Origin of the sequence: Rhizobium mongolense subsp. loessense, from assembly GCF_900099775.1 — a bacterium.
Lineage (GTDB): Bacteria > Pseudomonadota > Alphaproteobacteria > Rhizobiales > Rhizobiaceae > Rhizobium > Rhizobium loessense.
Genome location: NZ_FMTM01000003.1, coordinates 685,996 through 707,874 on the forward strand (window position 1 = coordinate 685,996; position 21,879 = coordinate 707,874).

At 60.3% G+C, this 21,879-nt stretch carries 25 protein-coding genes; 10 read left to right on the top strand and 15 right to left on the bottom strand.

The genetic code is table 11. The features are described 5' to 3' along the window. Positions 1-72 precede the first annotated feature (72 nt). Positions 73-324 (top strand): DUF1127 domain-containing protein, encoded by a 252-nt coding sequence (locus BLP23_RS14615; RefSeq protein ID WP_092585505.1) that lies wholly within the window; start codon positions 73-75, stop codon positions 322-324. Here BLP23_RS14615 and BLP23_RS14620 read toward each other — a convergent pair whose 3' ends face one another. From BLP23_RS14620 to BLP23_RS14650, 6 genes are all read right to left on the bottom strand, one after another. After that, positions 325-723, bottom strand: a complete 399-nt coding sequence (locus BLP23_RS14620; RefSeq protein ID WP_092585506.1) for a carbohydrate kinase family protein — start codon at positions 721-723, stop codon at positions 325-327. Between the two features lie 47 nt (positions 724-770). Continuing rightward, positions 771-1,442, bottom strand: a complete 672-nt coding sequence (gene purQ, locus BLP23_RS14625; protein ID WP_092585507.1) for a phosphoribosylformylglycinamidine synthase subunit PurQ — start codon at positions 1,440-1,442, stop codon at positions 771-773. Between the two features lie 271 nt (positions 1,443-1,713). Then, the gene (gene purS / locus BLP23_RS14635) at positions 1,714-1,956 is read right to left on the bottom strand and encodes a phosphoribosylformylglycinamidine synthase subunit PurS (RefSeq protein WP_022715263.1); all 243 of its coding nucleotides are present in this window, start codon (positions 1,954-1,956) and stop codon (positions 1,714-1,716) included. A 30-nt stretch (positions 1,957-1,986) separates the two neighbouring features. Then, entirely contained in the window at positions 1,987-2,751 is a 765-nt protein-coding gene (gene purC, locus BLP23_RS14640) for a phosphoribosylaminoimidazolesuccinocarboxamide synthase (protein ID WP_022715264.1), read from the bottom strand. Positions 2,752-2,980: 229 nt separating this feature from the next. Continuing rightward, a complete protein-coding gene (locus BLP23_RS14645; RefSeq protein WP_233426706.1) occupies positions 2,981-5,230 on the bottom strand; it encodes a putative bifunctional diguanylate cyclase/phosphodiesterase in 2,250 nt (749 codons plus the stop codon). A 129-nt stretch (positions 5,231-5,359) separates the two neighbouring features. Then, entirely contained in the window at positions 5,360-5,914 is a 555-nt protein-coding gene (locus BLP23_RS14650; RefSeq protein WP_092585598.1) for an RBBP9/YdeN family alpha/beta hydrolase, read from the bottom strand. Between the two features lie 166 nt (positions 5,915-6,080). Here BLP23_RS14650 and BLP23_RS14655 point away from each other — a divergent pair, with 166 nt between their 5' ends. Beyond that, complete coding sequence (locus BLP23_RS14655) at positions 6,081-6,878, top strand: DUF2189 domain-containing protein (RefSeq protein WP_092585509.1); 798 nt, start codon at positions 6,081-6,083, stop codon at positions 6,876-6,878. 85 nt (positions 6,879-6,963) lie between these two features. Further along, entirely contained in the window at positions 6,964-7,428 is a 465-nt protein-coding gene (locus BLP23_RS14660; protein WP_092585510.1) for a low affinity iron permease family protein, read from the top strand. A 45-nt stretch (positions 7,429-7,473) separates the two neighbouring features. Here BLP23_RS14660 and purB read toward each other — a convergent pair whose 3' ends face one another. The 4 genes from purB to BLP23_RS14680 all read right to left on the bottom strand — a co-directional run bounded on the left by purB (position 7,474) and on the right by BLP23_RS14680 (position 11,220). Continuing rightward, a complete protein-coding gene (gene purB, locus BLP23_RS14665; protein ID WP_092585511.1) occupies positions 7,474-8,775 on the bottom strand; it encodes an adenylosuccinate lyase in 1,302 nt (433 codons plus the stop codon). 64 nt (positions 8,776-8,839) lie between these two features. Then, positions 8,840-9,325, bottom strand: coding sequence for a hypothetical protein (locus tag BLP23_RS14670; protein ID WP_092585512.1), 486 nt, complete (start codon positions 9,323-9,325; stop codon positions 8,840-8,842). A 19-nt stretch (positions 9,326-9,344) separates the two neighbouring features. Then, positions 9,345-10,022: a ribulose-phosphate 3-epimerase gene (gene rpe / locus BLP23_RS14675; RefSeq protein WP_092585513.1), complete on the bottom strand. Its 678-nt coding sequence runs from the start codon at positions 10,020-10,022 to the stop codon at positions 9,345-9,347. A gap of 115 nt (positions 10,023-10,137) precedes the next feature. Continuing rightward, positions 10,138-11,220, bottom strand: a complete 1,083-nt coding sequence (locus tag BLP23_RS14680) for an ABC transporter substrate-binding protein (protein ID WP_092585599.1) — start codon at positions 11,218-11,220, stop codon at positions 10,138-10,140. 173 nt (positions 11,221-11,393) lie between these two features. On the opposite strand from BLP23_RS14680, the gene BLP23_RS14685 reads away from it, so the two are divergent. Genes BLP23_RS14685 through BLP23_RS14715 form a run of 7 tightly spaced genes read left to right on the top strand, consistent with a single transcriptional unit; the run spans position 11,394 to position 17,082 of the window. Next, positions 11,394-11,888: a flavin reductase gene (locus tag BLP23_RS14685; protein ID WP_092585514.1), complete on the top strand. Its 495-nt coding sequence runs from the start codon at positions 11,394-11,396 to the stop codon at positions 11,886-11,888. A gap of 21 nt (positions 11,889-11,909) precedes the next feature. Then, positions 11,910-12,833: an AAA family ATPase gene (locus BLP23_RS14690; protein WP_092585515.1), complete on the top strand. Its 924-nt coding sequence runs from the start codon at positions 11,910-11,912 to the stop codon at positions 12,831-12,833. 2 nt (positions 12,834-12,835) lie between these two features. Next, complete coding sequence (locus BLP23_RS14695) at positions 12,836-14,098, top strand: vWA domain-containing protein (RefSeq protein WP_092585516.1); 1,263 nt, start codon at positions 12,836-12,838, stop codon at positions 14,096-14,098. Continuing rightward, positions 14,095-14,424: an XdhC family protein gene (locus BLP23_RS14700; RefSeq protein ID WP_092585517.1), complete on the top strand. Its 330-nt coding sequence runs from the start codon at positions 14,095-14,097 to the stop codon at positions 14,422-14,424. The genes BLP23_RS14695 and BLP23_RS14700 overlap by 4 nt, the downstream gene beginning before the upstream one ends. Then, entirely contained in the window at positions 14,424-15,131 is a 708-nt protein-coding gene (locus BLP23_RS14705) for an XdhC family protein (RefSeq protein ID WP_092585518.1), read from the top strand. The genes BLP23_RS14700 and BLP23_RS14705 overlap by 1 nt, the downstream gene beginning before the upstream one ends. Next, complete coding sequence (locus tag BLP23_RS14710; RefSeq protein WP_092585519.1) at positions 15,128-16,762, top strand: NTP transferase domain-containing protein; 1,635 nt, start codon at positions 15,128-15,130, stop codon at positions 16,760-16,762. The genes BLP23_RS14705 and BLP23_RS14710 overlap by 4 nt, the downstream gene beginning before the upstream one ends. Positions 16,763-16,764: 2 nt before the next feature. Continuing rightward, positions 16,765-17,082 (top strand): TfoX/Sxy family protein, encoded by a 318-nt coding sequence (locus BLP23_RS14715; RefSeq protein ID WP_092585520.1) that lies wholly within the window; start codon positions 16,765-16,767, stop codon positions 17,080-17,082. Here BLP23_RS14715 and BLP23_RS14720 read toward each other — a convergent pair whose 3' ends face one another. The 5 genes from BLP23_RS14720 to BLP23_RS14740 all read right to left on the bottom strand — a co-directional run bounded on the left by BLP23_RS14720 (position 17,083) and on the right by BLP23_RS14740 (position 21,867). Further along, complete coding sequence (locus tag BLP23_RS14720) at positions 17,083-17,505, bottom strand: NUDIX domain-containing protein (RefSeq protein WP_092585521.1); 423 nt, start codon at positions 17,503-17,505, stop codon at positions 17,083-17,085. It lies immediately after the preceding gene. A gap of 7 nt (positions 17,506-17,512) precedes the next feature. Beyond that, on the bottom strand, positions 17,513-19,006 hold the full coding sequence (locus BLP23_RS14725; protein WP_092585522.1) for a DEAD/DEAH box helicase: 1,494 nt from the start codon (positions 19,004-19,006) through the stop codon (positions 17,513-17,515). A 157-nt stretch (positions 19,007-19,163) separates the two neighbouring features. Continuing rightward, a complete protein-coding gene (locus BLP23_RS14730) occupies positions 19,164-20,471 on the bottom strand; it encodes a M23 family metallopeptidase (protein WP_092585523.1) in 1,308 nt (435 codons plus the stop codon). Between the two features lie 101 nt (positions 20,472-20,572). Beyond that, entirely contained in the window at positions 20,573-21,397 is an 825-nt protein-coding gene (locus BLP23_RS14735) for a ferritin-like domain-containing protein (RefSeq protein ID WP_092585524.1), read from the bottom strand. Continuing rightward, entirely contained in the window at positions 21,394-21,867 is a 474-nt protein-coding gene (locus BLP23_RS14740; protein WP_092585525.1) for a peroxiredoxin, read from the bottom strand. The genes BLP23_RS14735 and BLP23_RS14740 overlap by 4 nt, the downstream gene beginning before the upstream one ends. Positions 21,868-21,879: the final 12 nt, after the last annotated feature.

Genomic DNA, 21,879 nt, shown 5'->3' on the forward strand with positions numbered 1-21,879 from the left:
TAACAATTTGATAGATTGTCACCCTTAGTCTGTCAAGAGTATGAACAATCGTCAGTAACGAAGCGGACCTTCATGACGATGTCTATCAATCAGAAGATCGATCAGCATATTGTATCAATTGTTCCCATTGGCGAACGGTACAAAATGCAACCCGGGCCGACGCAGGGGCCGCTTGCCAAGATCAAGGACGTGCTCTCTTGCTGGAGCGTAAAACGCGCAGGGCGGCGAGCTCTGCGCGAGATGGCGGATTGGCAGCTGCGCGATATCGGGCTTTCGCCTGCCGATGCGGCGAAAGAAGTCAGCAAGTCGCGCTTTTGGGATTGATCAGCGGCAGGTTTTGCCGCCGCCGGACCAGCGGGTCACGTCGCTAGCAATGCGGGTGGAAACCGGCTCGGACATCATCGGTCCGAAGGCCTGGAGGCGGGCAGGATTGCCTTCGGCCTGAACGACGAGCAGCGGCCTGCCTTCCGGGCTGTTCTTGTGGACAACCAGGATTCGCGGGCGCCCGGAAAAGGAATTGAGTTCCGGCGCCAGGCGGTAGGCTGAAAATGCAGCATCGCCGGATTTGAACCAGCACGAATTTGCTCCGACGGCAACGCGCTCCATGGTGGAAAGCGCGCTGCGGTCCGGGCCGGATGCGGGTGCCCTGGACTGGCACGACGCGATCAAAATGCACAGCGTGCTTGCCGCCGCAACCGCTGCGATATTCGTGGAAGGGCGCATCAATCTTGCTCCGGTGGACCTATTGAGTGCGTCTTACGCGGCGAAGGTTAAGCAGCGATTACGTCGAGAGCCGAAGCAAACAGCCCGCGGCCGTCGGAGCCGCCATGGGCTGCTTCGATCAGATTTTCCGGATGCGGCATCATGCCGAGAACGTTGCCCTTGGCGTTCATCACCGCGGCGATGTCGTTGATCGAACCGTTCGGGTTGGTGCCTTCCGCATAGCGGAAAACCACCTGGCCATTGCCTTCTATCTCAGCCAACGTCGCTTCATCCGCGAAATAGTTGCCGTCGTGGTGGGCGACCGGGCAACGTATGACCTGACCCTTGGCATAGGCGCGGGTGAAATCCGTATCGGCGTTGGCGACCTCAAGCTTGATCTCGCGGCAGACGAACCTCAGCGAGGCGTTGCGCATCAGCGCACCCGGCAGCAGGCCGGCTTCCACGAGGATCTGAAAGCCGTTGCAGACGCCAAGAACCTTGACGCCTTTTTGAGCCTTGTCGACGATTGCCTGCATTACCGGCATGCGGGCCGCGATCGCGCCGCAGCGCAGATAATCGCCATAGGAAAAGCCGCCCGGAATGACGATCAGATCGACGTCGGGAATGTCGGTTTCCGTCTGCCAGATCGTCACCGGCGCGTGGCCGGAAATTTTCGTCAGCGCTGCGATCATGTCGCGATCGCGGTTGAGGCCCGGAAGTTGAACAACGGCTGATTTCATGGGTGCGGTTCAAACCTTGCTTGTGCTTCTGCCAATTCTCGAAGTTCGAGACGATTTTCAATGCGGTCCAGGCGATCAAGTGCCTGGCTTATCGTGCCATGCAGATTGTTGATGTCGCCCTGCATAGCGTGGGTATGGTTGCGCAGCTGTTGATATCTCGACGAAAGTCCCTCTGTCCTTCCGTCAATGTAGAGACATCGGACTGAATTTTTCCTCAAGATTTCAAACAGCAATTCCTATATCAGGTCAGCCATCGCATTCTCCGCAACCGTCAGTCGAGAGAAATACTATAATTTTCGATCACCGTGTTTGCGAGGAGTTTTTCGCACATGGCCTTGAGGTCGGCTTCGGCCTTGGCCTTGTCGGCGCTTTCGAGCTCGAGGTCGAAGACCTTGCCCTGGCGGACATGGCCGATGCCTGTGAAGCCGAGGCCGCTCAGCGCGCCTTCGATTGCCTTGCCCTGCGGATCGAGAACGCCGTTTTTCAGCGTGACGGTTACACGAGCCTTGATCACTTCTTCTTCCCTGTCTTTGACCAGAACGTCTTACTTGACCAAAACCGGGCCGGTGCCGCGCACAGGCTCGTTTTCGTTGATGATGCCGAGCCGGCGGGCGACTTCGGAATAGGCTTCAAGAAGCCCGCCCATATCGCGGCGGAAGCGGTCCTTGTCCATCTTCTCGTGGGTTTCGATGTCCCAGAGGCGGCAAGAATCGGGCGAAATCTCGTCGGCAAGGATGATGCGCATCATGTCGCCTTCGAACAGCCGGCCGCATTCGATCTTGAAATCGACAAGCTGGATGCCGACGCCAAGGAAGAGGCCGGTCATGAAGTCGTTGACGCGGATAGCGAGCGCCATGATGTCGTCGAGCTCGGCAGGGTTTGCCCAGCCGAAGGCGGTGATGTGTTCTTCCGAGACCATCGGATCGTCGAGAGCGTCGGATTTGTAATAGAATTCGATGATCGAGCGCGGCAAAACCACGCCTTCCTCGATGCCGAGGCGCTTGGCCAGCGAACCGGCAGCGACGTTGCGCACAACGATCTCGAGGGGGATCATCTCCACTTCCCGGATCAACTGCTCGCGCATGTTGAGCCGGCGGATGAAGTGCGTCGGGATGCCGATCTTGTTCAGATGGCTGAAGATGTATTCCGAAATGCGGTTGTTCAGAACGCCCTTGCCATCGATGACTTCGTGTTTCTTCTTATTGAAGGCAGTGGCGTCATCCTTGAAGAACTGGATCAACGTCCCCGGTTCCGGTCCCTCGTATAGAATCTTGGCCTTGCCCTCGTAGATACGGCGGCGACGGTTCATTTTAGGTGTTCTCTGTCGTTGGCGCTCTTGGGATAGCGCGAGTGGATGGATCTCGTGGCGTCCCCATAAAGGAAAAGAAGGAGTTTCACAATGCGCCTGTCACTCCTTCCCCGGATTCCAGATATGTAGGAACGCGGCCCAAGAGAATCGAAGATTTTCTGGAGATAAGCTTACAGTTTTTTGTGATGCGGTGGAATCAAAGGCGCCAGCGCGGCCGCTTATGCAGGCTTTATTTGCTGCGGTTGCCTTTCATCTGCTGGCGAAGAACGCCCTGAAGGGCGTGGGCGCCACTGTCGTGCCGCCGCCAGGCCGCATTGCGTATAAAAGCCGGAATCTGCATGGCCGGCATCGGCCGCGCCAGCGCATAGCCTTGCAGCATGTCGCAGCCAAGATCGCTAAGGATGCGGACATGATCCATGCTTTCGACACCCTCGGCCGTGACGAGGATATTCAGCGAACGGCCGATATCGATGATGGAACGGACGAGCTTTCTCTGCTCGGCCGACTGCGGCAGCATGCGGATCAGCTCCCGGTCGATCTTTAGCGTGCGCGGACTAAGCTTGAGCAGGCTGACGATCGAGGCGTGACCGGTACCAAAGTCGTCGATCTCAATATCGATCCCGAGCTTGCGGAATTGCCTGAGATTGGTCAGGACTGCATCATCGCAATCGTCAAGCGATATGGATTCCAGGAGCTCGAAGGAGAGGATCCCCGGCTCGATCTTCTGCACCCGCAGCTTCTTGGCGAGGCCGGGATCGGCCAAGCGCCTAGAGGAGACATTCACCGAAAGCTTCGGTGTGACGAAACCGTCTCTCGCCCAGGCGGCGCGATCGGCCAGGCCTTTTTCGAGGATCAGGCCGTCGATCGCTGAGACGACGTCAAGATCTTCGGCAATCGTCAGAAAGTGGCCTGGTGTCAGCAATCCGTGCTCCGGATGCCGCCAGCGCGCCAAAGTCTCCACGCCGGCAACCTCCAGGGTCTGGGCATGAAACTGCAATTGATAGAAGGGAATGAATTCGTTGCGCTCCAGTCCCAGCAGCATTTCGTCCGACAGGCGCTTCGCCGCGATGATGGTGCGGCGGGCATCCTTCGAGAAGAATTCATGGCGGTTGCGGCCTGCGCCCTTGGCGCGGTAAAGCGCGATATCGGCGTTGAGCAACAACTGCTTTGCATCGAGATCCTTGCCGCTTTCCGCGGCAATGCCGATGCTGGCGCCGAAGCGACAGTCATGGCCCTCGTAGCGGACCGGCTTGCTGAGTTCGCGGATGATGCGGGCTGCCATATTGGAAAGCTTCTTCGGAGCGCTCTCGATCGTGCAAAGTACGACGAACTCGTCGCCGCCGATGCGCGCAACGAAATCGCTTGCGCGCACGCTGTCCTTCAGCACCCTGGCCACATGTTTCAACATGGCGTCGCCGGCCCGATGGCCGAGCGTGTCGTTGATCTGCTTGAAACGATCGAGGTCGATATGCAGGATCGCGAGCGTCAAGCCATTCTCGCGGCATCCGGCGGAACGCTCGTCAAGCATGCGGTCGAGATAGCGGCGGTTGGGAAGTTCCGTGAGATAATCGTGAAGCGCCAGATGCTCGATGCTTTCCCTGGCGGCTTCGAGTTCCTGATTGCGCGCTTCTGCGAGATCCTTTGCCTTCTGCAGATCGTTGCGAAGACTGACCTCTTCGGTGACATCCCAATTTGCGCCGATGAGCTTGCGCTTGCCGTCGGCATCCAGGAAGAATGCCGAGCGGGAGCGAATGACGCGTTCGGCGCCATCGCCGCGGATGATACGGAACTCCTGCAGCAGGCCGCGGTCTTTTTCGAGACTTGTTTCCAGGTTCCTCAGCGTGCGCTCGCGGTCGTCCGGGTGCAGCGCCTGCTCCCATGCCTCGCTCAGCTTTACGCGCGGTGTGCCTTCAAGCCCGTACATTGCCAGCAAGCGGTCGTCCCACTCGACGGTTCCGGCATCGAGATCGGCCTCGAAAACGCCTATGCGCGAGATTTCGAGAGCGAGATCCAGCCTGCGCGACAGATGCTCGAGCATCTCCTCGGATCGCTTGCGGGCCGTGATGTCCGTATCCGTGCCGACGATGCGGGCAGGGGCGCCGTTTTCGTCCCATTCCACGCAGGCGCCGCGGCATTCGATCCAGACCCAGCGGCCGTCCTTGTGACGCTCCCGATATTCGAAGACGTGATAATCCGGGTCGCCTGCGATTTGCTTCTCAATGGCCCGGATGACGAAATCGCGGTCATCGGGATGAAGAAGCTTGAGCCATGCCTCGTAGTCTCCGTCGGCTTCCTCGTGCGGAGCCATGCCGCGGATTTCTTTCCAAGTATCGGAGTAGTATTTGGTGCCGGTTAGGTTGTTGTGGTCCCAGACGCCGAGGCCAGAGCCGACGAGCGCATAGTTCCAACGGCTCTCGCGCTCCGCAAGATCGGAGGTATCCGGTGCCTGCTTTATCGCAGACTTGTTGACGGTATTGATCGCGCTGACCTGTTTTCGCTGCTTCACTGCGCACTCGCCCAATTCGCGTGCAGGCAGTCTGAAGTCATTGAATAAAATAACTGTTAAGCAGTGCCTGAAAGACGTGGAAAACTTTCGGTTTTTCAGAGCCTAAGGCTTCAGGCGGCTCAAGAACTGCGCGAAGACCATCGTTCCCTCGGGCCAGGGGCCGTGACCCGACTCCGCGTTGATATGGCCGGATTCACCAGCGTCGATCAGAAGCGAGCCCCAGCTTGCGGCAACGTCATCGGCATGCTCGTAGCTGCCGAATGGATCGTTGCGGCTTGCCACTGTGATCGCAGGGAACGGCAGCGGGTCGCGCGGGTAGGGACCGAAGGTCATGAGATGCTTCGGGCGGATCTTCGGGTTGGCGACATCGGGCGGTGCCACGAAGAAAGCGCCGGCCACCTTGTTCCTGAAATGCGGGATCGCATGGATCGCCGAGGGTATTCCGAGCGAGTGGGCAACAAGGACGACGGGGCGGGACGAGGCGTTCACCTCCTCGGCAATGCGGGCAACCCAATCTTCGCGGACCGGCTTTGACCATTCCGCCTGTTCGACGCGCCGCGCGGTGCTGAGCTTGGTTTCCCAGCGGGTCTGCCAGTGGTCTGGACCGGAATTCGTGTAGCCCGGGATGATGAGAATATCGACGTCAGAAGCTTTCATGATCCCGCCGATGTGAGAAAGCTTGGCCGTTCTGTCAAGGGAAAGCGCGACAAGGGCGGTGAAATTCGTTATGATCGCGCCATTGCCGGTTGCGGTTTCTCGTGTCGGCTGCGTCAATGCCGATGCATTTCCGCCGCCGGCCGATCGGCTTACGGAGGAGAAAGCCATGTCGGCATTTCATGTTATGACAGGATCAGGCGAACGCTACGCACGTCTCGCTATCAACAAGATCAGCACGGCTGACGTATTCGACGCGTTACGTCGCGGGCTGGACGATTTTCGCGAAAAGCCTTCCCATTACGTGTTCTTATGCCTCATGTATCCGATTGCCGGCATTTTCCTTGCCCTTGCATCATCGGACGCAAACCTTCTGCCGATGATCTTTCCGCTGATGTCCGGGTTTGCGCTGATCGGGCCGATTGCCGCCATCGGGCTCTACGAGATCAGCCGGCGCCGCGAGGCGGGTCTCGATACGTCGTGGACGCATGCGCTCGAAGTCAGGCAATCGCCGGCCTTGCCGTCGATCATCGTCGGCGGGCTGCTGCTGTTCGGCTTCTTCATCGTCTGGCTCGTCGCAGCGCAGACGCTCTACACGAACCTGTTTGGCGATGTTTTCCCGCGGTCGGTCGAAGTGTTCACCTCGCAGATTTTCGGTACGCCCGAAGGCATGCAACTGATGATCTGGGGCAATCTTTTGGGACTGGTCTTCGCCATCGTGGTTCTGGCGACGACCGTCGTCACGTTCCCCTTGCTTCTCGATCGCGATGTAGGGCTAGTGGCTGCCATGGCGGCTTCGATCCGCGCAACTGTCGTCAATCCGGTACCGGTCATGCTGTGGGGCCTGATCATTGCTGCGGCGCTGGTCATCGGCACGATCCCGCTATTTGTCGGGCTAGCACTGGTGATGCCTATCCTCGGCCACGCAACATGGCATCTCTATAGAAAACTGGTCACGCCTGCATAGGGCACGATGCAGTCTGCGCGCTAAGCGAGCGGAACCTGCAACCTCCTTCAAAGTTAATCTGGCGATGTCTTTGAAGGAGGCTTCCATGCCAGCATCCAGGCACGTCTTTACCCGCTTTGCCACCAACGTGTCGGAATGGGCGGGCAAGCCGGCTATCTTCGTTCTCGCGGTCGCGGTCGTCTTTGTTTGGGCAGTGTTGGGTCCGTTTTTCGACTATTCGGAAACATGGCAGCTGATCATCAATACAGGCACGACGATCGTGACCTTCCTTATGGTTTTCGTGCTGCAGAACGCGCAGATGCGCGACACGCGTGCCATCCAGGCCAAGCTCGATGAGCTCATCCTGACCAGCCATGCCGAGAACCGCTTCATCGGTATCGAAAACCTCGACGAGGAGGATTTGAAACATCTAGACCGGCTGGTGGCGAAAGCCGCCAGAGGGAAAGGCCAGACGGAGGCGAGCAATGCAGCGCAGGCAGAAGAAGGACGCCGCAAAAGATCGCAGGGAAGCAAACGCGCTGCACCATCTCAATCGCGCAAGCAGAAATGACAACGGCGCCGTAGCTCCGGCGCCGTTTTCGAATGCAGCCGAGGGTTAGCCGAAAACGCGCTTGAAGATCGTGTCGACGTGTTTGGTGTGGTAACCGAGGTCGAACTTCTCCCGGATATCATCTTCCGAAAGTGCCGCACGGACTTCTTGGTCGGCGAGCAGTTCTTCGAGGAAGTCCTTGCCCTGTTCCCAGACCTTCATGGCGTTGCGTTGCACGAGGCGATAGGCGTCCTCGCGGGAAACGCCTGCCTGGGTGAGGGCAAGGAGAACACGCTGCGAATGCACAAGGCCGCGGAACTTGTTGAGGTTCTTCTCCATGTTCTCGGGATAGACCACGAGTTTTTCGATGACGCCGGCCAGGCGGTTCAGGGCAAAATCCAGCGTAATCGTCGTATCCGGGCCGATGGCGCGCTCGACGCTCGAGTGGCTGATATCGCGCTCGTGCCACAGCGCCACGTTTTCCAGTGCCGGAACGACCGACATGCGTACCAGGCGGGAAAGGCCGGTAAGGTTTTCGGTCAACACCGGGTTACGCTTGTGCGGCATAGCAGACGAGCCCTTTTGGCCCGGCGAGAAGAATTCCTCGGCCTCCAGAACCTCGGTGCGCTGCATGTGGCGGATCTCGATCGCGATGTTCTCGATCGACGAAGCGATGACGCCGAGTGTGGCGAAGAACATCGCATGGCGGTCGCGCGGAATGACCTGGGTCGAAACCGGCTCAGGCGTGAGGCCGAGCTTGGCGCAGACATGTTCTTCGACGCGAGGGTCGATATTGGCGAATGTGCCGACAGCGCCGGAGATCGCTCCGGTGGCAATCTCGGCGCGTGCGGCGACGAGGCGGGCGTGATTGCGGCCCATCTCGGCATAGAAGCGGGCGAGGGTGAGCCCCATGGTGGTCGGCTCGGCGTGGATGCCGTGGCTGCGGCCGATGCGGACCGTGTCCTTGTGCTCGAAGGCGCGTGTCTTGAGCGCTGCGAGTACGCGCTCCACGTCGGCGAGCAGAATGTCGGCGGCGCGCACCAGCTGGATGTTGAATGTTGTGTCGAGCACGTCGGACGATGTCATGCCCTGGTGCACGAAACGGCTGTCCGGTCCGACGAATTCGGCAAGATGCGTCAGGAAGGCGATGACGTCATGCTTTGTGACGGCTTCGATCTCGTCGATCCTGGCAACGTCGAACTCTGCCGCGCCTCCTTTTTCCCAGATCGTCCTTGCTGCCTCCTTTGGAATGACGCCGAGTTCGGCAAGCGCGTCGCAGGCATGTGCTTCGATCTCGAACCAGATGCGGAACTTGGTTTCGGGCGACCAGATGGCGACCATCTCTGGGCGGGAGTAACGCGGGATCATGGCTCACTGCTTTCGTTGCGAGGAAGACTTTCTGGCGCCCCTGTAGCAAAGACGCGCGCTAATCTCAACGCATGCGTTTTGCAAGCGCGTAGCTGGTTGCAAGCAGGCAGACGAGGCCGAACGGTAGGAAGAGCCTCAGACCGAGGACCAGGAACTGATAGACGGCGTTGGCGCCGGTGAAGATGAACTGGTAGGTCCATAGGAGGCTGCCGAACGGCGCATGCCAGCGCGAATAGAAAATGCGGTAGTCCATGGAAAAGAGAAATGCCGTCATCAACATCGTGCCCGCCGTCAAGCAGACGAAGAAGGAGGCAAAGCGCGTTTCGATCCGCCGCCGGTAGGCGAAGAAGCGGCCGATCGGCAGCATGAAAGGCCAGGAGAAAAGGCCGCCGGCGAAATAGAGAAGCGCCAGTTCGGCCGTGTGTTCCGACTCGAAGCGGTTGCGCATGTAAAGCGCCGACATCGCCGAGGCCATCATCATGAGGCCCCACAGCGCGGCGCCGCCAAACAGCTCGAAATAGGGTGGTCTGGCAGCGCGTATCCGGTCCATCGTCAACGACACGCGAATGTCATGACCGCCCGGCCCCTGCAGCGCTTCGCAGGTCGCTGATGGCGGTGCGGTAGGCTTCGACGGAGGCGCCCTTGAAGATCGCCGAACCGGCGACGAGCACATTGCCACCCGCCTTGCCGACGATCGGCGCGGTCTCGACGGTGACGCCGCCGTCGACCTCAAGCTCGATCGGCCTGTCACCGATCAGGGATTTCGCGGCCGCAATCTTCCCGGCCATCGCGGGAATGAATTTCTGGCCGCCGAAGCCGGGGTTCACCGACATGATGAGGATGAGGTCGATGTCGTCGAGTACGTTCTCGATCGCCGACAGCGGCGTTGCCGGATTGACCGTCACTCCGACCTTCTTACCGAGATTGCGGATCGTCTGCAGCGAGCGGTGGAGATGCGGTCCTGCCTCAGCATGAACCGTGATGCGGTCGCAGCCAGCCTTGGCGAAGGCCTCCAGATAAGGATCGGCCGGTGAGATCATCAGGTGGCAATCGAAGGTCGCATCAGTATAGGAGCGCAACGACTTGATGACGTCGGCGCCGAAGGAGATGTTCGGCACGAAATGGCCGTCCATGATGTCCAGATGGATCCAGTCTGCGCCTGCCGCCGTCACATCGCGCACTTCCTGTCCGAGCTTGGCAAAGTCCGCAGCCAGAATGGAGGGGGCAATCCGGATCGGCAGGGTCATGGCACTCTTCTCTCTCCTTGGGGAACTCGCGGCGGTTTAGCAGGGCTCAATCGAACGGGCAACTGCATCATCGCTGCACTCGTGAACTCTGCGTAAACGGCATTCTCGTCTCAGGCTAATCGCCAGGCGGGGCAGGCGTGGCGAAGGTGCCGCGGCGCCATTCCAGCAGCTGGTAAGGGTTCTCCGAAAGCTCGTGGCCAGCCGTAAACGTCAGATCGCCGATCGGCGTGTAGAACCTCGTGCCGACGAGTTTTTCCGCCACAGCCTTTCCTTCTGCCGTGGCGGCCGTTGCCGCCTGCTGCGCGATGGCCGCTGCTGCGGCTGCCGGCAGGACATAGCCTTCAGGCTCGATGCCTTGTGCGCGCAATACCGCCGCTGCGGCTTGCGCGGGCCGCAAAGTGTCGAATTCCGGCATGGTGACCGCACGCACGCCGTCCGGAAGCGGCAGCGGCTGGTTTGCTGCGCGCATTGCATCTCCGCCCAAAATAGCGAGCGGAATTTTCTCCGCTGCGGCATCTCGGGCGATGACCGCGACGTCGGCGCGGTCGCCGCCGATAAAAACCTTGGTGGCGCCGGCCTTCTTCAGGCGGCGGACGAGGGCGATCTGTTGGTCCTGACCCGGGCGATAGGTGTCCGTAAAAACGGGCTTCAGCCCTTTTTCCTCAAGCGCATTGCGGATGGCCTCGGTCAGTTCACGGCCATGGATGGTGCCGTCCTCGATGAGGGCGATCGGCGCTGCTTCCCAGTCGTTGAGGATCGCTTCGATGATGCGTGCGGCTTCGGCGCCATCGGCCGGCGCCAGACGAAACAGCGGCCAGCCGTTCTTCAACGCGTCTTCCATCACGATGCGTGCGCGCACCGAGACGGTGATCGCCGGAATGTTCGCATCCTTGAGCTTCGGCAGTGCACTTTCCAGCGTTTCGCTGCAAAGAAAGCCGATTGCGACTTGCACCTTGGCGTTCACCAGCGCATCGGCAATCGCCGCACCACTGTTTTCCTCGCAAGGCTCGTCGATTGTGACGACGGTATTACCATCCTTGGTGATCTGATAGGTCGCTCCGGCGAAAACCTGCGCGCCAAGCTGCTGCAGGTTGCCGCCCTGGGGAGCGACGACGCCAATCGTAACCCCCGCGGCATGGCTTTCGGCTGCTGCAAGAAACAGCATCGAAAAAGCCGCTATGCCACGCAGAATATTCATGAAAATCGCCGTTTTCCTGTCGCCCTTCATGCCCTTTTAGCTGCCCGGCGGCAATCGTCAAAGAAAAACAGGCGGAATGCGCCGCATTTCGTCGGCTTCATTGTAGAAAAGGTAACCGATGGCATCCATATTAGCGGCACAAGAATGGGCGGCGCGGCCGCAGGAGACCGCATTTGTTGAACAGGCAGCCGATCGATCCGCAGCTTTATCGCGATGCCATGAGCCGTTTCGGCGGTCATGTGCAGCTCGTAACGACGGTGCTTGGCGAGACACGCCGCGGGGTGACGATCACCGCAGCCTGTTCGGTATCCGACGATCCGGCCTGCGTGCTCGTCTGCCTCAACAACAGCAATCCGAAGAACGACATCTTCTTCCAGAGCGGCATTTTCGCGCTGAACACGCTCGGCGCGCACCATCAGGCGTTGGCCGACGCCTTTTCCGGACGCATGCCGATGAGCAACGACGCGCGGTTTGCGACCGGCAAATTCGACAAGCTGATCACCGGTGCGCCCGTGCTCTGGGATTCGCTTGCCTCCTTCGATTGCAGGGTGATGGAGATTAAGGAGATGTCGACCCACCACATCATCTTCGGCGAGGTCGTGGCCGTGCGGTTCAACGAAACAAAACCGGCGCTGCTCTATATGAACCGGGACTACCACACGCTATAACTCCCTAAAAAGGGAGGAGATATGCCCGATCATCCGCTGCCGCCCGCGTCTATCGACGAGACGATCGCCATGCTGGCAAGAGAGGATTATCTCGCAGGCCGCTCCCTGGCGACGGTACTCTTTCTCGCCCTGAAGATGAAGCGGCCGCTGTTTCTCGAAGGAGAGGCCGGTGTCGGGAAGACCGAGATCGCGAAGGTGCTGTCGAAGGCGCTCGACCGGCCGCTGATCCGGCTGCAATGTTACGAAGGCCTTGATATCGCATCCGCCGTCTACGAGTGGAATTATCCGGCGCAGATGCTGGAGATCCGGCTTGCGGAGGCCTCTGGATTGACCGATCGCAACCGTATCGAATCCGATATCTTTTCCGAGCGCTACCTTATCCGCCGCCCTGTGTTACAGGCGCTTTCGTCAGCGGAAGGCCGTGCGCCGGTCTTCCTGATTGATGAGCTCGATCGTACCGACGAGGCCTTCGAAGCCTTCCTACTGGAAGTGCTCTCGGATTTCCAGGTGACGATCCCCGAGCTCGGGACCATCAAGGCCGCCGAGCCGCCGATCGTTATCATCACGACCAACCGGACGCGCGAAGTGCACGATGCGTTGAAGCGCCGGTGCCTCTATCACTGGGTCGATTATCCGGAGGCCGCGCAGGAACTGGAGATCATCCGGCGAAAGGTGCCCGGCTGCAACGAGGCTCTCTCCCAGCAGATTATCGCCTATGTGCAGAAGCTGCGCACGCTCGATCTCTTCAAGAATCCCGGCGTAGCAGAGACGATCGACTGGGCGACGGCGCTGACCGAACTCGACCGCCTGGCGCTCGATCCGCAGACCATTTCCGACACGATCGGCACGCTCTTGAAATACCAGGACGACATTGCGCGCATTCAGGGCGGCGAAGGCGCTCGTGTCCTGACCGAGGTCAAGGACGAGCTGAGGGCAGCGAGTTAAAAATGAAAACGCAACCGGTGCAGGATGGGATCGTCGTTCCGCCGCTGCCGCCGGCCGCGGGGCGCTTTGCCGACAATATCGTCTTCTTCGCCAGGGCGCTCCGTAACGCCGGGCTAAAGATCGGTCCGGGATCCATTGCCGATGCTATCGAAGCCGTCGAGGCGATCGGTATGGGTTCGCGCGAGGAATTCCACGCGGCGCTCTTTTCGGTCTTCGTCAAACGGCACGAGGACAAGCCTGTCTTCGACGAAGCCTTCCGGCTTTTCTGGCGCTCCCGCGATCTCGTGGAGAAGATGATTGCGATGATGTTGCCGCAGGCGCCGGATAACCGTGAAAGAGAAAAGGCGAAGGCGGGCGAAACGCGCGCCAGCGATGCGCTTCTCGGTGATCGGCGCGACAGTCGACCCGCTCGCGATGAGCCGGATATCGAAATCGATGCGCGGTTCACCACCTCCGGGAACGAAGTCTTTCGCCGGATGGATTTCGCGCAAATGTCGGCGGCAGAAATTGCCCTGGCGAGAAAGGAACTGACCCGGCTGCAACTGCCGCTCGACAGCGTTCCAACTCGGCGTTTCAGGCAATCGCATGTTCACCGGCAGGTCGATCCGCGCGCGACCATGCGCTCGGCGCTGCGCACCGGCGGGTCGCTGATCCTGCCGCGTTATCGCGAACAGAAAGAGATCCAGCCGCCTTTGGTGGTCCTTGCGGATATTTCGGGCTCGATGAGCCAGTACACCCGCATATTCCTGCATTTCCTGCACGTGCTGACGGAGAGCCGGCGCCGCGTCCATACGTTCCTTTTCGGAACGCGGCTCACCAATGTCACAAGACAGATGCGCCACAAGGATCCGGACGAGGCACTGAACGAATGTGCAGCCGCGGTGAAGGACTGGTCGGGCGGCACCCGTATCGGAGAAACGGTGAGGGAATTCAACCGGCTGTGGGGACGCCGCGTCCTCGGGCAGGGCGCGTTGGTGCTGCTGATCACCGACGGACTGGAGCGGGAAGGCATCGAATTGCTGGCCGAAGAAATGGACCGGCTGCACCGATCCTGTCGGCGGCTGATCTGGCTGAACCCGCTTCTGCGCTTCGAGGGCTTCGAGCCGCGAGCTCGCGGCGTTCGCGCCATGTTGCCGCATGTTGACGAATTCCGTCCGGTTCACAATCTATCATCCTTGAGTGACCTTGCTGCGGCGCTCGGCGCGGGCAGATCACCGGCGCACGATCCGCGGCGCTATCTCGACAGAATGAGAGGTTTTGGATGAGCGAGACGTCTTTCGGCCTCGATCCGCTGATGACGGCGGAGGAGTGGATGAAAAGCGGCCGCAGTGTGGCGATCGCGACCGTCATCGAGACCTGGGGCTCGGCGCCCCGTCCTGCCGGCAGCCATCTGGTGATCGACGGTGACGGCAATTTCGAGGGCTCGGTCTCCGGCGGTTGCGTCGAAGGTGCGGTGATCGCGGAGGCGATGGACGTCATCGGCGACGGCAAGGCGAAGATGCTGGAATTCGGGGTTGCCGACGAGACCGCCTGGCGCGTCGGACTATCCTGCGGCGGGCGCATCCGCGTCTTTGTCGAAAGGCTTGCCTGATGGACGCCGCCAATCTGGAGCGGCTGAACGCCGCACGCCGGGCACGCAAGGCCGTGATACTCGTCACCAACTTGGAGCATGGAACGGATCGCGTGATCGTCGAAGGCGGGCCGGTCGATAGCGCACTGAACGATACCGTCGCTGCGGCATTCCGCTCCGGCAAGTCCGGCATTTGCGACATCGACGGCGGTAGGTACTTTCTGAACGTGCACCTGCCGCCAGCCCATATCGTCATCATCGGCGCGGTCCATATCAGCCAGGTCCTGGCGCAGATGGCGACGCTTGCCGGCTTCGACGTCCGCATCATCGATCCGCGAACCGCCTTTGCAACGCCGGAGCGTTTCGCCGGCATGGATCTCACCGCTGACTGGCCCGTCGATGTGGTGAAGGACCGTCCGCTCGATGCCTATACGGCTGTCGTCGCGGTCACGCATGATCCGAAGATCGATGATTTCCCGATCGCCGAGGCGCTTCGAACGGGCTGTTTTTATGTCGGTGCGCTCGGAAGCCGCAAGACCCACGGTTCGCGTCTCGACCGGCTGAAGAAGGAGGGTTTTTCCGACGGCGAACTTGCGAGGATCAATGGCCCGATCGGGCTTGATATCGGCGCCTCCAGTCCGGCGGAGATTGCCGTTGCGATCCTTGCTCAGATCATCCAAGCCTTGCGCTCGCGCGACGTCGCGTCTCCGAAAGGTGACAAGGCATGATCTTTGGCGAATTCGATGTCGATGGTGCGGAAGGGCTCGTCCTCGCCCATTCCGTCAAGATGCCGGATGGGACTCTGCCCAAAGGGCATGTGGTTGACGCTGCCGACGTGGAGCGATTGAAGAGCTCGGGCATCAAGAAGATTGCCGCGGCGCGCCTGGAGGACGGCGATCTCGGCGAGGACGAAGCGGCGGCACGGCTGAGCGAGGCAATCGCGCCCGATCATCTCCGCTTTTCGGAGGCTGCGACCGGCCGCGTCAACATCTATGCTGCCGCGGACGGGCTTTTCGTAGCTGACAGGGAGGCCGTCGATCGGCTGAACCGCATCGATCCGGCGATCACGCTCGCCTGTCTTGCCGATCATACACATGTCAGCGCCGGCGATATGGTGGCGACCTTCAAAATCATTCCCCTGGCGGTTCCGGGCGCGAAGATAAATGCCGCCTGTGCGGAGCTTCGCGCGACTGGACCATTTCAAGTGAAGCCGTTTGCCGATCATGCCGTCTCGCTGATCGCCACGGAACTGCCTTCGCTGAAAGTGTCGGTGATGGACAAGACGGCGCGCATCCTTGAGCGGCGGTTGGCTGCTTGCGGCAATCGTCTGCTGCGGGAGCGGCGTGTGCCGCATGAGACCAAGGCTCTTGCTGCTTCGATCCAGGATATCATGACGATTCCGGAGAAGGCGCCGAAGCTCGTCATCGTCTTCGGTGCCTCGGCGGTCATCGATGCAGCGGATGTCATTCCGCAGGCAATACGCGAGGCGGGCGGGCGTATCTTGAGCGTCGGCATGCCCGTCGATCCGGGAAACCTGATGGTCCTCGGCAGCATCGGTGAGACTTATGTCGTCGGCGCGCCTGGTTGCGCCCGCAGTCCGAAGGAAAACGGTTTTGACTGGGTTCTCGACCGCATTTTGGCCGGTGAAGAGCCGGGCGCGCATGAGGTGACCGGAATGGGTGTCGGGGGCCTGCTGATGGAGATACAATCGCGGCCGCAGCCACGCGATGTGCCCGCCAGGAAACATGCCGAGGCTTCCGTTGCGATCGTCCTGCTTGCCGCCGGCAGGGCGCGCCGCATGGGCGAGGGCGGCCAGCATAAGCTGCTGGCGGAATTCGATGGCATGCCGCTGGTGCGCCGCTCTGCATCCATTGCTGTTGCCAGCAAGGCTTTATCGGTTACGGCTGTAACGGGGCATCGCCGTGCTGAGATTGAAGCAGCCCTTGAAGGCTTGAGCGTGCAGCCGGTATTCAACGCCGATTATGCTTCCGGCATGGCAAGCTCTCTCGCGGCCGGCTTCGCCCATGTCCACGCGAGCGGCGCCGATGGGGTGCTTGTCATGCTTGCTGATATGCCGGGGGTCTCGACGGCGGACCTCGATCTTTTGATCAGCGCATTCGAGCAGGCCGAGGGCCGGGCGATCGTTCGGGCGGTCTGTGGAGGCAAACGTGGAAATCCGGTCATTCTGCCGCGATCACTGTATCATGCAGTGCTTTCACTCGAAGGCGATGTCGGCGCGCGCCACATCGTTGAGACGGCGCGGCTGCCTGTCGTCGATATCGATATCGGCGAGAGTGCGCATCTTGACGTGGATACGCCGGAGGCGATTGTCGCAGCAGGCGGCATATTGAAGGGATAGCAATGGACGCGGCCGGTATAGAGGAAATGTTTCAGGGGCTCGGCCCCGTGACGATCAAGCGCATGTTCGGCGGCAAGGGCATCTATCACCTCGGCCGTATCGTCGCGGTCGAAGTTGGGGGCGAGGTGCTGCTCAAGGCCGATGACAAGAGCTCGCCGGAGTTTGCCGCAGCAGGCTCCAGCCAATGGTTCTATGAGGGCAAGAAGGGCAATCCGGTGAAAATGCCTTACTGGTCGATCCCGGACGCGGCTTATGACGATCCGGATGATATGGCGAGATGGGTGCGGCTTGCCTATGAGGCGGCGCTCAGAGCTGAATGATCAGCGGAAGTTTTCGTTGTCGAGATAACCGATTGCGGCCTTGGCAAAGTCGGAGAGTGGTGCCGGCAGTTGTGATCGCGTAAACCAGCCGAAATCCGAGAGTTTTTCCGGTTCAGTCAACTGCGGATCGCCGCTGACTTCTCTAGTTATGTAGAGAAACGAGACCCAATGCTGCGCATCGGCGCCTGAAATCACTTCGGCATGACCGAGAAGTTCGGTTCGACCAATCGTCAATCCGGTTTCTTCCTCGGCTTCGCGGCGCGCGGCTTCGGCTATCGGCTCCATATGATCTACTTTGCCACCGACGATGCTCCAGTGACCAGCCTCAGGCACACGAATGCGCTTGTAAAGCAGAATCTTGCCGTCGCGCAAAATCACCAGGCCGACGCCGAGACCTGGAAAATGAACGCCAGGCTTGCCCATCGGAAGATCAAACCTTAGCGTTTGCCGCAATCAGCATGAAGGCGGGAATATCGTCGCCGAAGCCGACCGGCGTCGGGCCGTCGTCGTGGTCGCGATAGCGGCGGCGCTCGCGATTATCGTCGTTTGCCGGATAGGGCCGAGAGTTGCGCGCGTTGTTCTGCGGCTTGTTTTCTGATTTGCGCTCGTGCTTCACGCTTTCGGCCTTTGCTGGTGCTGCTGCTTCGATGGCTTCGGCGGCATTATCATCGGCGCCGATATCAGTTTTATGACCCCGGCGCTCCTTGACGCGGCCACGGCCCTTGTCGCGATCCCGGCTACCTGCGCGGCGTGGACGGTCGTCTTCGCGGCCGGGTTCGGGAGGCGGGAGAGTGGAAAGATCGCCATTCAGCCACTCTACCTTCTCGCCGATCAGCTTTTGGATCGCGTCGGCATGTTTCTGGTCACGGCCTGTGACAATGGTGAAGGCAGCGCCGGAACGGCCTGCACGGCCGGTACGGCCGATGCGGTGCACGTAATCCTCGGCATGAATCGGCACATCGAAGTTGAAGACGTGGCTGACATCCGGAATGTCGAGGCCGCGGGCCGCGACGTCGGAGGCGACGAGCAGTTGCAGCTGTCCATCACGGAAGCTTTGAAGCATATTCGTGCGCGAGCGCTGGTCCATGTCGCCGTGGAGCGCGCCGACGGAAAAGCCATGGCGTTCGAGGGATCGGAAGAGGTCGGCCACGTCCTTCTTGCGGTTGCAGAAGATGATGGCGTTCTTCAAGTCTTCCTGCGCGCGGACCAGATCGCGCAGTGCGGCGCGCTTCTCATAGTCCTTGCCGTGCGAAGCAACGAAACGCTGCGTAATGTTCTTGGCGGCGGAGGCCGGCTTTGCGACTTCGATTCGCTCCGGATTTTGCAGGAACCGGTCGGCGAGCTTCTGGATTTCCGGCGGCATGGTCGCCGAGAAGAACAGTGTCTGACGCGTGAAGGGGATGAGCTTGGCAATGCGCTCGATATCGGGGATGAAGCCCATGTCGAGCATGCGGTCGGCTTCGTCGATGACGAAGATTTCGACGGCGCTCATCAAAAGCTTGCCGCGCTCGAAATGGTCCAGCAGGCGGCCTGGTGTGCAGATGAGAACGTCTGCACCGCGCTCGAGCTTGCGGTCCTGGTCTTCGAAGGAAACGCCGCCGATCAGCAGCGCGACGTTCAAGCGGTGGTTCTTACCGTATTTTTCGAAGTTCTCCGCGACTTGCGCGGCAAGTTCGCGCGTCGGTTCGAGGATGAGCGTTCGTGGCATGCGGGCCCGGGCGCGGCCCTTTTCCAGCAGCGACAACATCGGTAATACGAAGGATGCCGTCTTTCCCGTTCCTGTCTGCGCGATCCCGCAAATGTCACGGCGCTGCAGGGCGAACGGGATTGCTCCTGCCTGAATAGGAGTGGGGATCGTGTAGCCGGCGTCGGTAACGGCGGAAAGCACTTTTTGGCTCAGGCCAAGGTCAGCGAATGTCGTCAAGGGGAAAACTATTTCCGTTCAGGTTCGGCCATACTCTGGTTGAGTCGGCGGGATTGCATGCCGCAATGCAGCGCGACATAGTCCCAAACGGCTTGTAAGTCAAGGAATACGGGCTCTGCAGCCGTCGAACAGGTAAAACTGTGGTTACTGCAATTGGTTATTTGATATAAGTCGCGAGTTTCAAGCCTGCGTTCAAGAAATACACCGGATCGACCGCGCGGCCGTTCTGGCGTACCTCGTAATGCAAATGCGTGCCTGTCGAGCGGCCGGTGCTTCCGGCAAGACCGATCACATCCGAGCGGCCGACCATGTCGCCGGCCTCCACCAGGATCTGCGACATGTGGCCGTAACGGGTAGAAATGCCGTTGCCGTGATCGATCTCGACCATGTTGCCGTAGCCGCCCGTCCAGCCCGCATTGACGACCTTGCCGGGGGCTGTTGGGCGGATCTTTTCGCCCGCAGCAAAACGAAAGTCGACGCCGGAATGAAGGGCGAGACGTCCGAGGAAGGGATCGCGCCGATTGCCGAAGGGACTGGTGATTTCCTTGCCGATGGCCGGATTGCGGAACGGCAGGGATTCCGCCGTACTGCGGACGGCTTCGAGCCGTGTCAGGGCAGTATCGAGCTGCGCGAGGGAATTGTTGAAGTTGTCGCCGTTTTCCGGCTCGACATAGGGACCGCCGACGGCCCTGTCATCATCGGGCTTGACGGCTGCCTGCTCCGGTACGGCAATCCTGAAGCGGGTCAGGACTTTCTCGATATTGCTTGCGGCATCGCCCGCATCCACGGTCAGCTGCTCAACGCGGGCGCGTTGCTCTTCCTCGACGCCTTTCAGTGAAAGCGTGACCTTCGAGAACAGGCGGTCGGCACGATCGCCGACGGTTTCGGGTGCGGGGACATAGGCGAGCGTGGAATTGTCGGGCGTTGCGTCGGCGGGTTCGTCGGCGCCTGCTAGGAGCCTGTCGATCGCCCGGGCACCGACTGAAAGCGACGCACGCTTGTCCTTGGCTTCGGGCACGAGCGATTGTGCCGGTATCATCTCATCCTTCCTCGTCAGGCCGGAATTTTCCGCACGGTCGAGGAGGGAGCCAAACTTACCGTGGCGTGAGGTCAGCGCCATCTGCTGCTGCATGAGCTTGTCCACCTTGTCTTCCACCAGCTGCTGGTCGAGCAGCTGACGCGAGGTGACCCGATCGACCTGGGCACGAAGGGCCGCAATACGATCTTCATAATCATGCTGCATGCGGGCTTGGCGCGCCATGGTGGCACCGATCAGGTCGTCGCGAAGGACGAGATAGGAGGTTGCAAGCAGATAGCCGATCACGAAAACGCCGGAAAAGCAGAAGCCGAGGGCTGCCATCCACGGCTTTATGGTTACGTGCCGGACCTTGTCGCCGCTAGCGAGAATGAGGATATGTTCCTGCGAACGCCTGCCGAATACGCGATTATGCTGTGCATGCGCCACGGAGAATCTCCCAATTGATGCGCCCGTGCTTCGATCAGGAATGATTACACACTGTTATGGTTAACAAATGCCTTAGTGTGCATGTTAATGCACGCATACGTTTAATTATTGCTCATCGACGTCAACGAGCGATAGAAAGAAGGCGTGAGGCCGGCTTCGGCGCGCGCCAGGTCGTTGAATGGCGGCTTCAGCGGACCGCGGAAGTTTGCACGCACCAGCTCCTTGAAGGTCTGGGCCGGGTCGCGGCGCTCGCGGGCGCAGAGAAAGCGGAACCATTTGGCGCCGATTGCCACATGCCCCTTTTCGTCATGGTAGATAACATCGAGGACGGCGGCACTTTCGAGATCGCCGGATTCACGCATCTTTGCCTGCAGCGAGGGCGTGACGTCCAAGCCGCGGGCCTCGAGAATCAGGGGAACGACGGCAAGCCGCGCCGTTAGATCGTTTCTGGTCGCGTGCGCCGCCTGCCAAAGGCCGTCATGCGCGGGCATATCGCCGTAATCGCCGCCAAGATCGCGCAGCCGCCCGCGCACCAGGCGGAAGTGCTTCGCCTCCTCGAAGGCAACCTGCATCCATCCGTCGAAGAAAGAATTGGGGACCGCTTCGGTGGCAAACCGCGCAACGATATCGAGGGCCAGGTCAACGGCGTTGAGCTCGATATGGGCGATTGCGTGCAGCAGCGCGATGCGGCCGTTGATGGTATGCAGCGAGCGTCTCTCGACCTGCGTCGGGGGTACCAGTGCCGGCTTTTCCGGGCGGCCCGGCCTATCCGGCAGCGACGCATCGCGCGGCGAACGTAGGGAAATCCTTCGTGCGAACCAGCGGGTCGCAGCTTCCTGCGCCAGAGCTGTCTTGCGATCGAGATCGGGGGACCGGATGGCCTCGATCGCACCACCGCGCAGCGATGTGATCGAAAGCGTGCTCACGCGGCAAGGTTCCTGAGGGCCTTCAAAACGTCTTCGGCATGGCCGGGTACCTTGACCTTCTGCCAGATCATCGCGACCGTACCATCGGCGCGGATCAGAAAGGTCGTGCGCTCGACGCCCATGAAATTGCGGCCGTACATGCTCTTTTCCTTCCAAACGCCATAGGCCTGCAGTGTCGTTTTCTCCTCGTCCGAGGCGAGCGCAACGGAAAGACTGTGCTTCTTGATGAAGCGTTCGTGGCATTTGACCGAATCGGGAGACATCCCGACGACGGCCGCTCCCGCGGCATCGAATTCGTCGGCCAGAGCGGTAAAAGCCAGCGATTCGGCGGTGCAGCCGGTCGTATCGTCCTTCGGATAGAAGAACAGAACCAGCGGTTTTCCGCGGAAATCGGAAAGCGATACCCGCCCGCCGCCATCGCGGGGGAGGTTGAAATCCGGCGCCGTGGCGCCGATGCCGAGAACCGCCATATGTGGAAACCT

Excerpts from the sequence above, each read along its gene's own strand:
- BLP23_RS14615 (WP_092585505.1), top strand. The coding sequence starts at position 73 with ATGACGATGTCTATCAATCAGAAGATCGATCAGCATATTGTATCAATT.
- BLP23_RS14620 (WP_092585506.1), bottom strand. The coding sequence starts at position 723 with ATGCGCCCTTCCACGAATATCGCAGCGGTTGCGGCGGCAAGCACGCTG.
- purQ (WP_092585507.1), bottom strand. The coding sequence starts at position 1,442 with ATGAAATCAGCCGTTGTTCAACTTCCGGGCCTCAACCGCGATCGCGAC.
- purC (WP_022715264.1), bottom strand. The coding sequence starts at position 2,751 with ATGAACCGTCGCCGCCGTATCTACGAGGGCAAGGCCAAGATTCTATAC.
- BLP23_RS14650 (WP_092585598.1), bottom strand. The coding sequence starts at position 5,914 with ATGAAAGCTTCTGACGTCGATATTCTCATCATCCCGGGCTACACGAAT.
- BLP23_RS14655 (WP_092585509.1), top strand. The coding sequence starts at position 6,081 with ATGTCGGCATTTCATGTTATGACAGGATCAGGCGAACGCTACGCACGT.
- BLP23_RS14660 (WP_092585510.1), top strand. The coding sequence starts at position 6,964 with ATGCCAGCATCCAGGCACGTCTTTACCCGCTTTGCCACCAACGTGTCG.
- purB (WP_092585511.1), bottom strand. The coding sequence starts at position 8,775 with ATGATCCCGCGTTACTCCCGCCCAGAGATGGTCGCCATCTGGTCGCCC.
- BLP23_RS14670 (WP_092585512.1), bottom strand. The coding sequence starts at position 9,325 with ATGGACCGGATACGCGCTGCCAGACCACCCTATTTCGAGCTGTTTGGC.
- rpe (WP_092585513.1), bottom strand. The coding sequence starts at position 10,022 with ATGACCCTGCCGATCCGGATTGCCCCCTCCATTCTGGCTGCGGACTTT.
- BLP23_RS14680 (WP_092585599.1), bottom strand. The coding sequence starts at position 11,220 with ATGAATATTCTGCGTGGCATAGCGGCTTTTTCGATGCTGTTTCTTGCA.
- BLP23_RS14690 (WP_092585515.1), top strand. The coding sequence starts at position 11,910 with ATGCCCGATCATCCGCTGCCGCCCGCGTCTATCGACGAGACGATCGCC.
- BLP23_RS14695 (WP_092585516.1), top strand. The coding sequence starts at position 12,836 with ATGAAAACGCAACCGGTGCAGGATGGGATCGTCGTTCCGCCGCTGCCG.
- BLP23_RS14700 (WP_092585517.1), top strand. The coding sequence starts at position 14,095 with ATGAGCGAGACGTCTTTCGGCCTCGATCCGCTGATGACGGCGGAGGAG.
- BLP23_RS14705 (WP_092585518.1), top strand. The coding sequence starts at position 14,424 with ATGGACGCCGCCAATCTGGAGCGGCTGAACGCCGCACGCCGGGCACGC.
- BLP23_RS14710 (WP_092585519.1), top strand. The coding sequence starts at position 15,128 with ATGATCTTTGGCGAATTCGATGTCGATGGTGCGGAAGGGCTCGTCCTC.
- BLP23_RS14715 (WP_092585520.1), top strand. The coding sequence starts at position 16,765 with ATGGACGCGGCCGGTATAGAGGAAATGTTTCAGGGGCTCGGCCCCGTG.
- BLP23_RS14720 (WP_092585521.1), bottom strand. The coding sequence starts at position 17,505 with ATGGGCAAGCCTGGCGTTCATTTTCCAGGTCTCGGCGTCGGCCTGGTG.
- BLP23_RS14740 (WP_092585525.1), bottom strand. The coding sequence starts at position 21,867 with ATGGCGGTTCTCGGCATCGGCGCCACGGCGCCGGATTTCAACCTCCCC.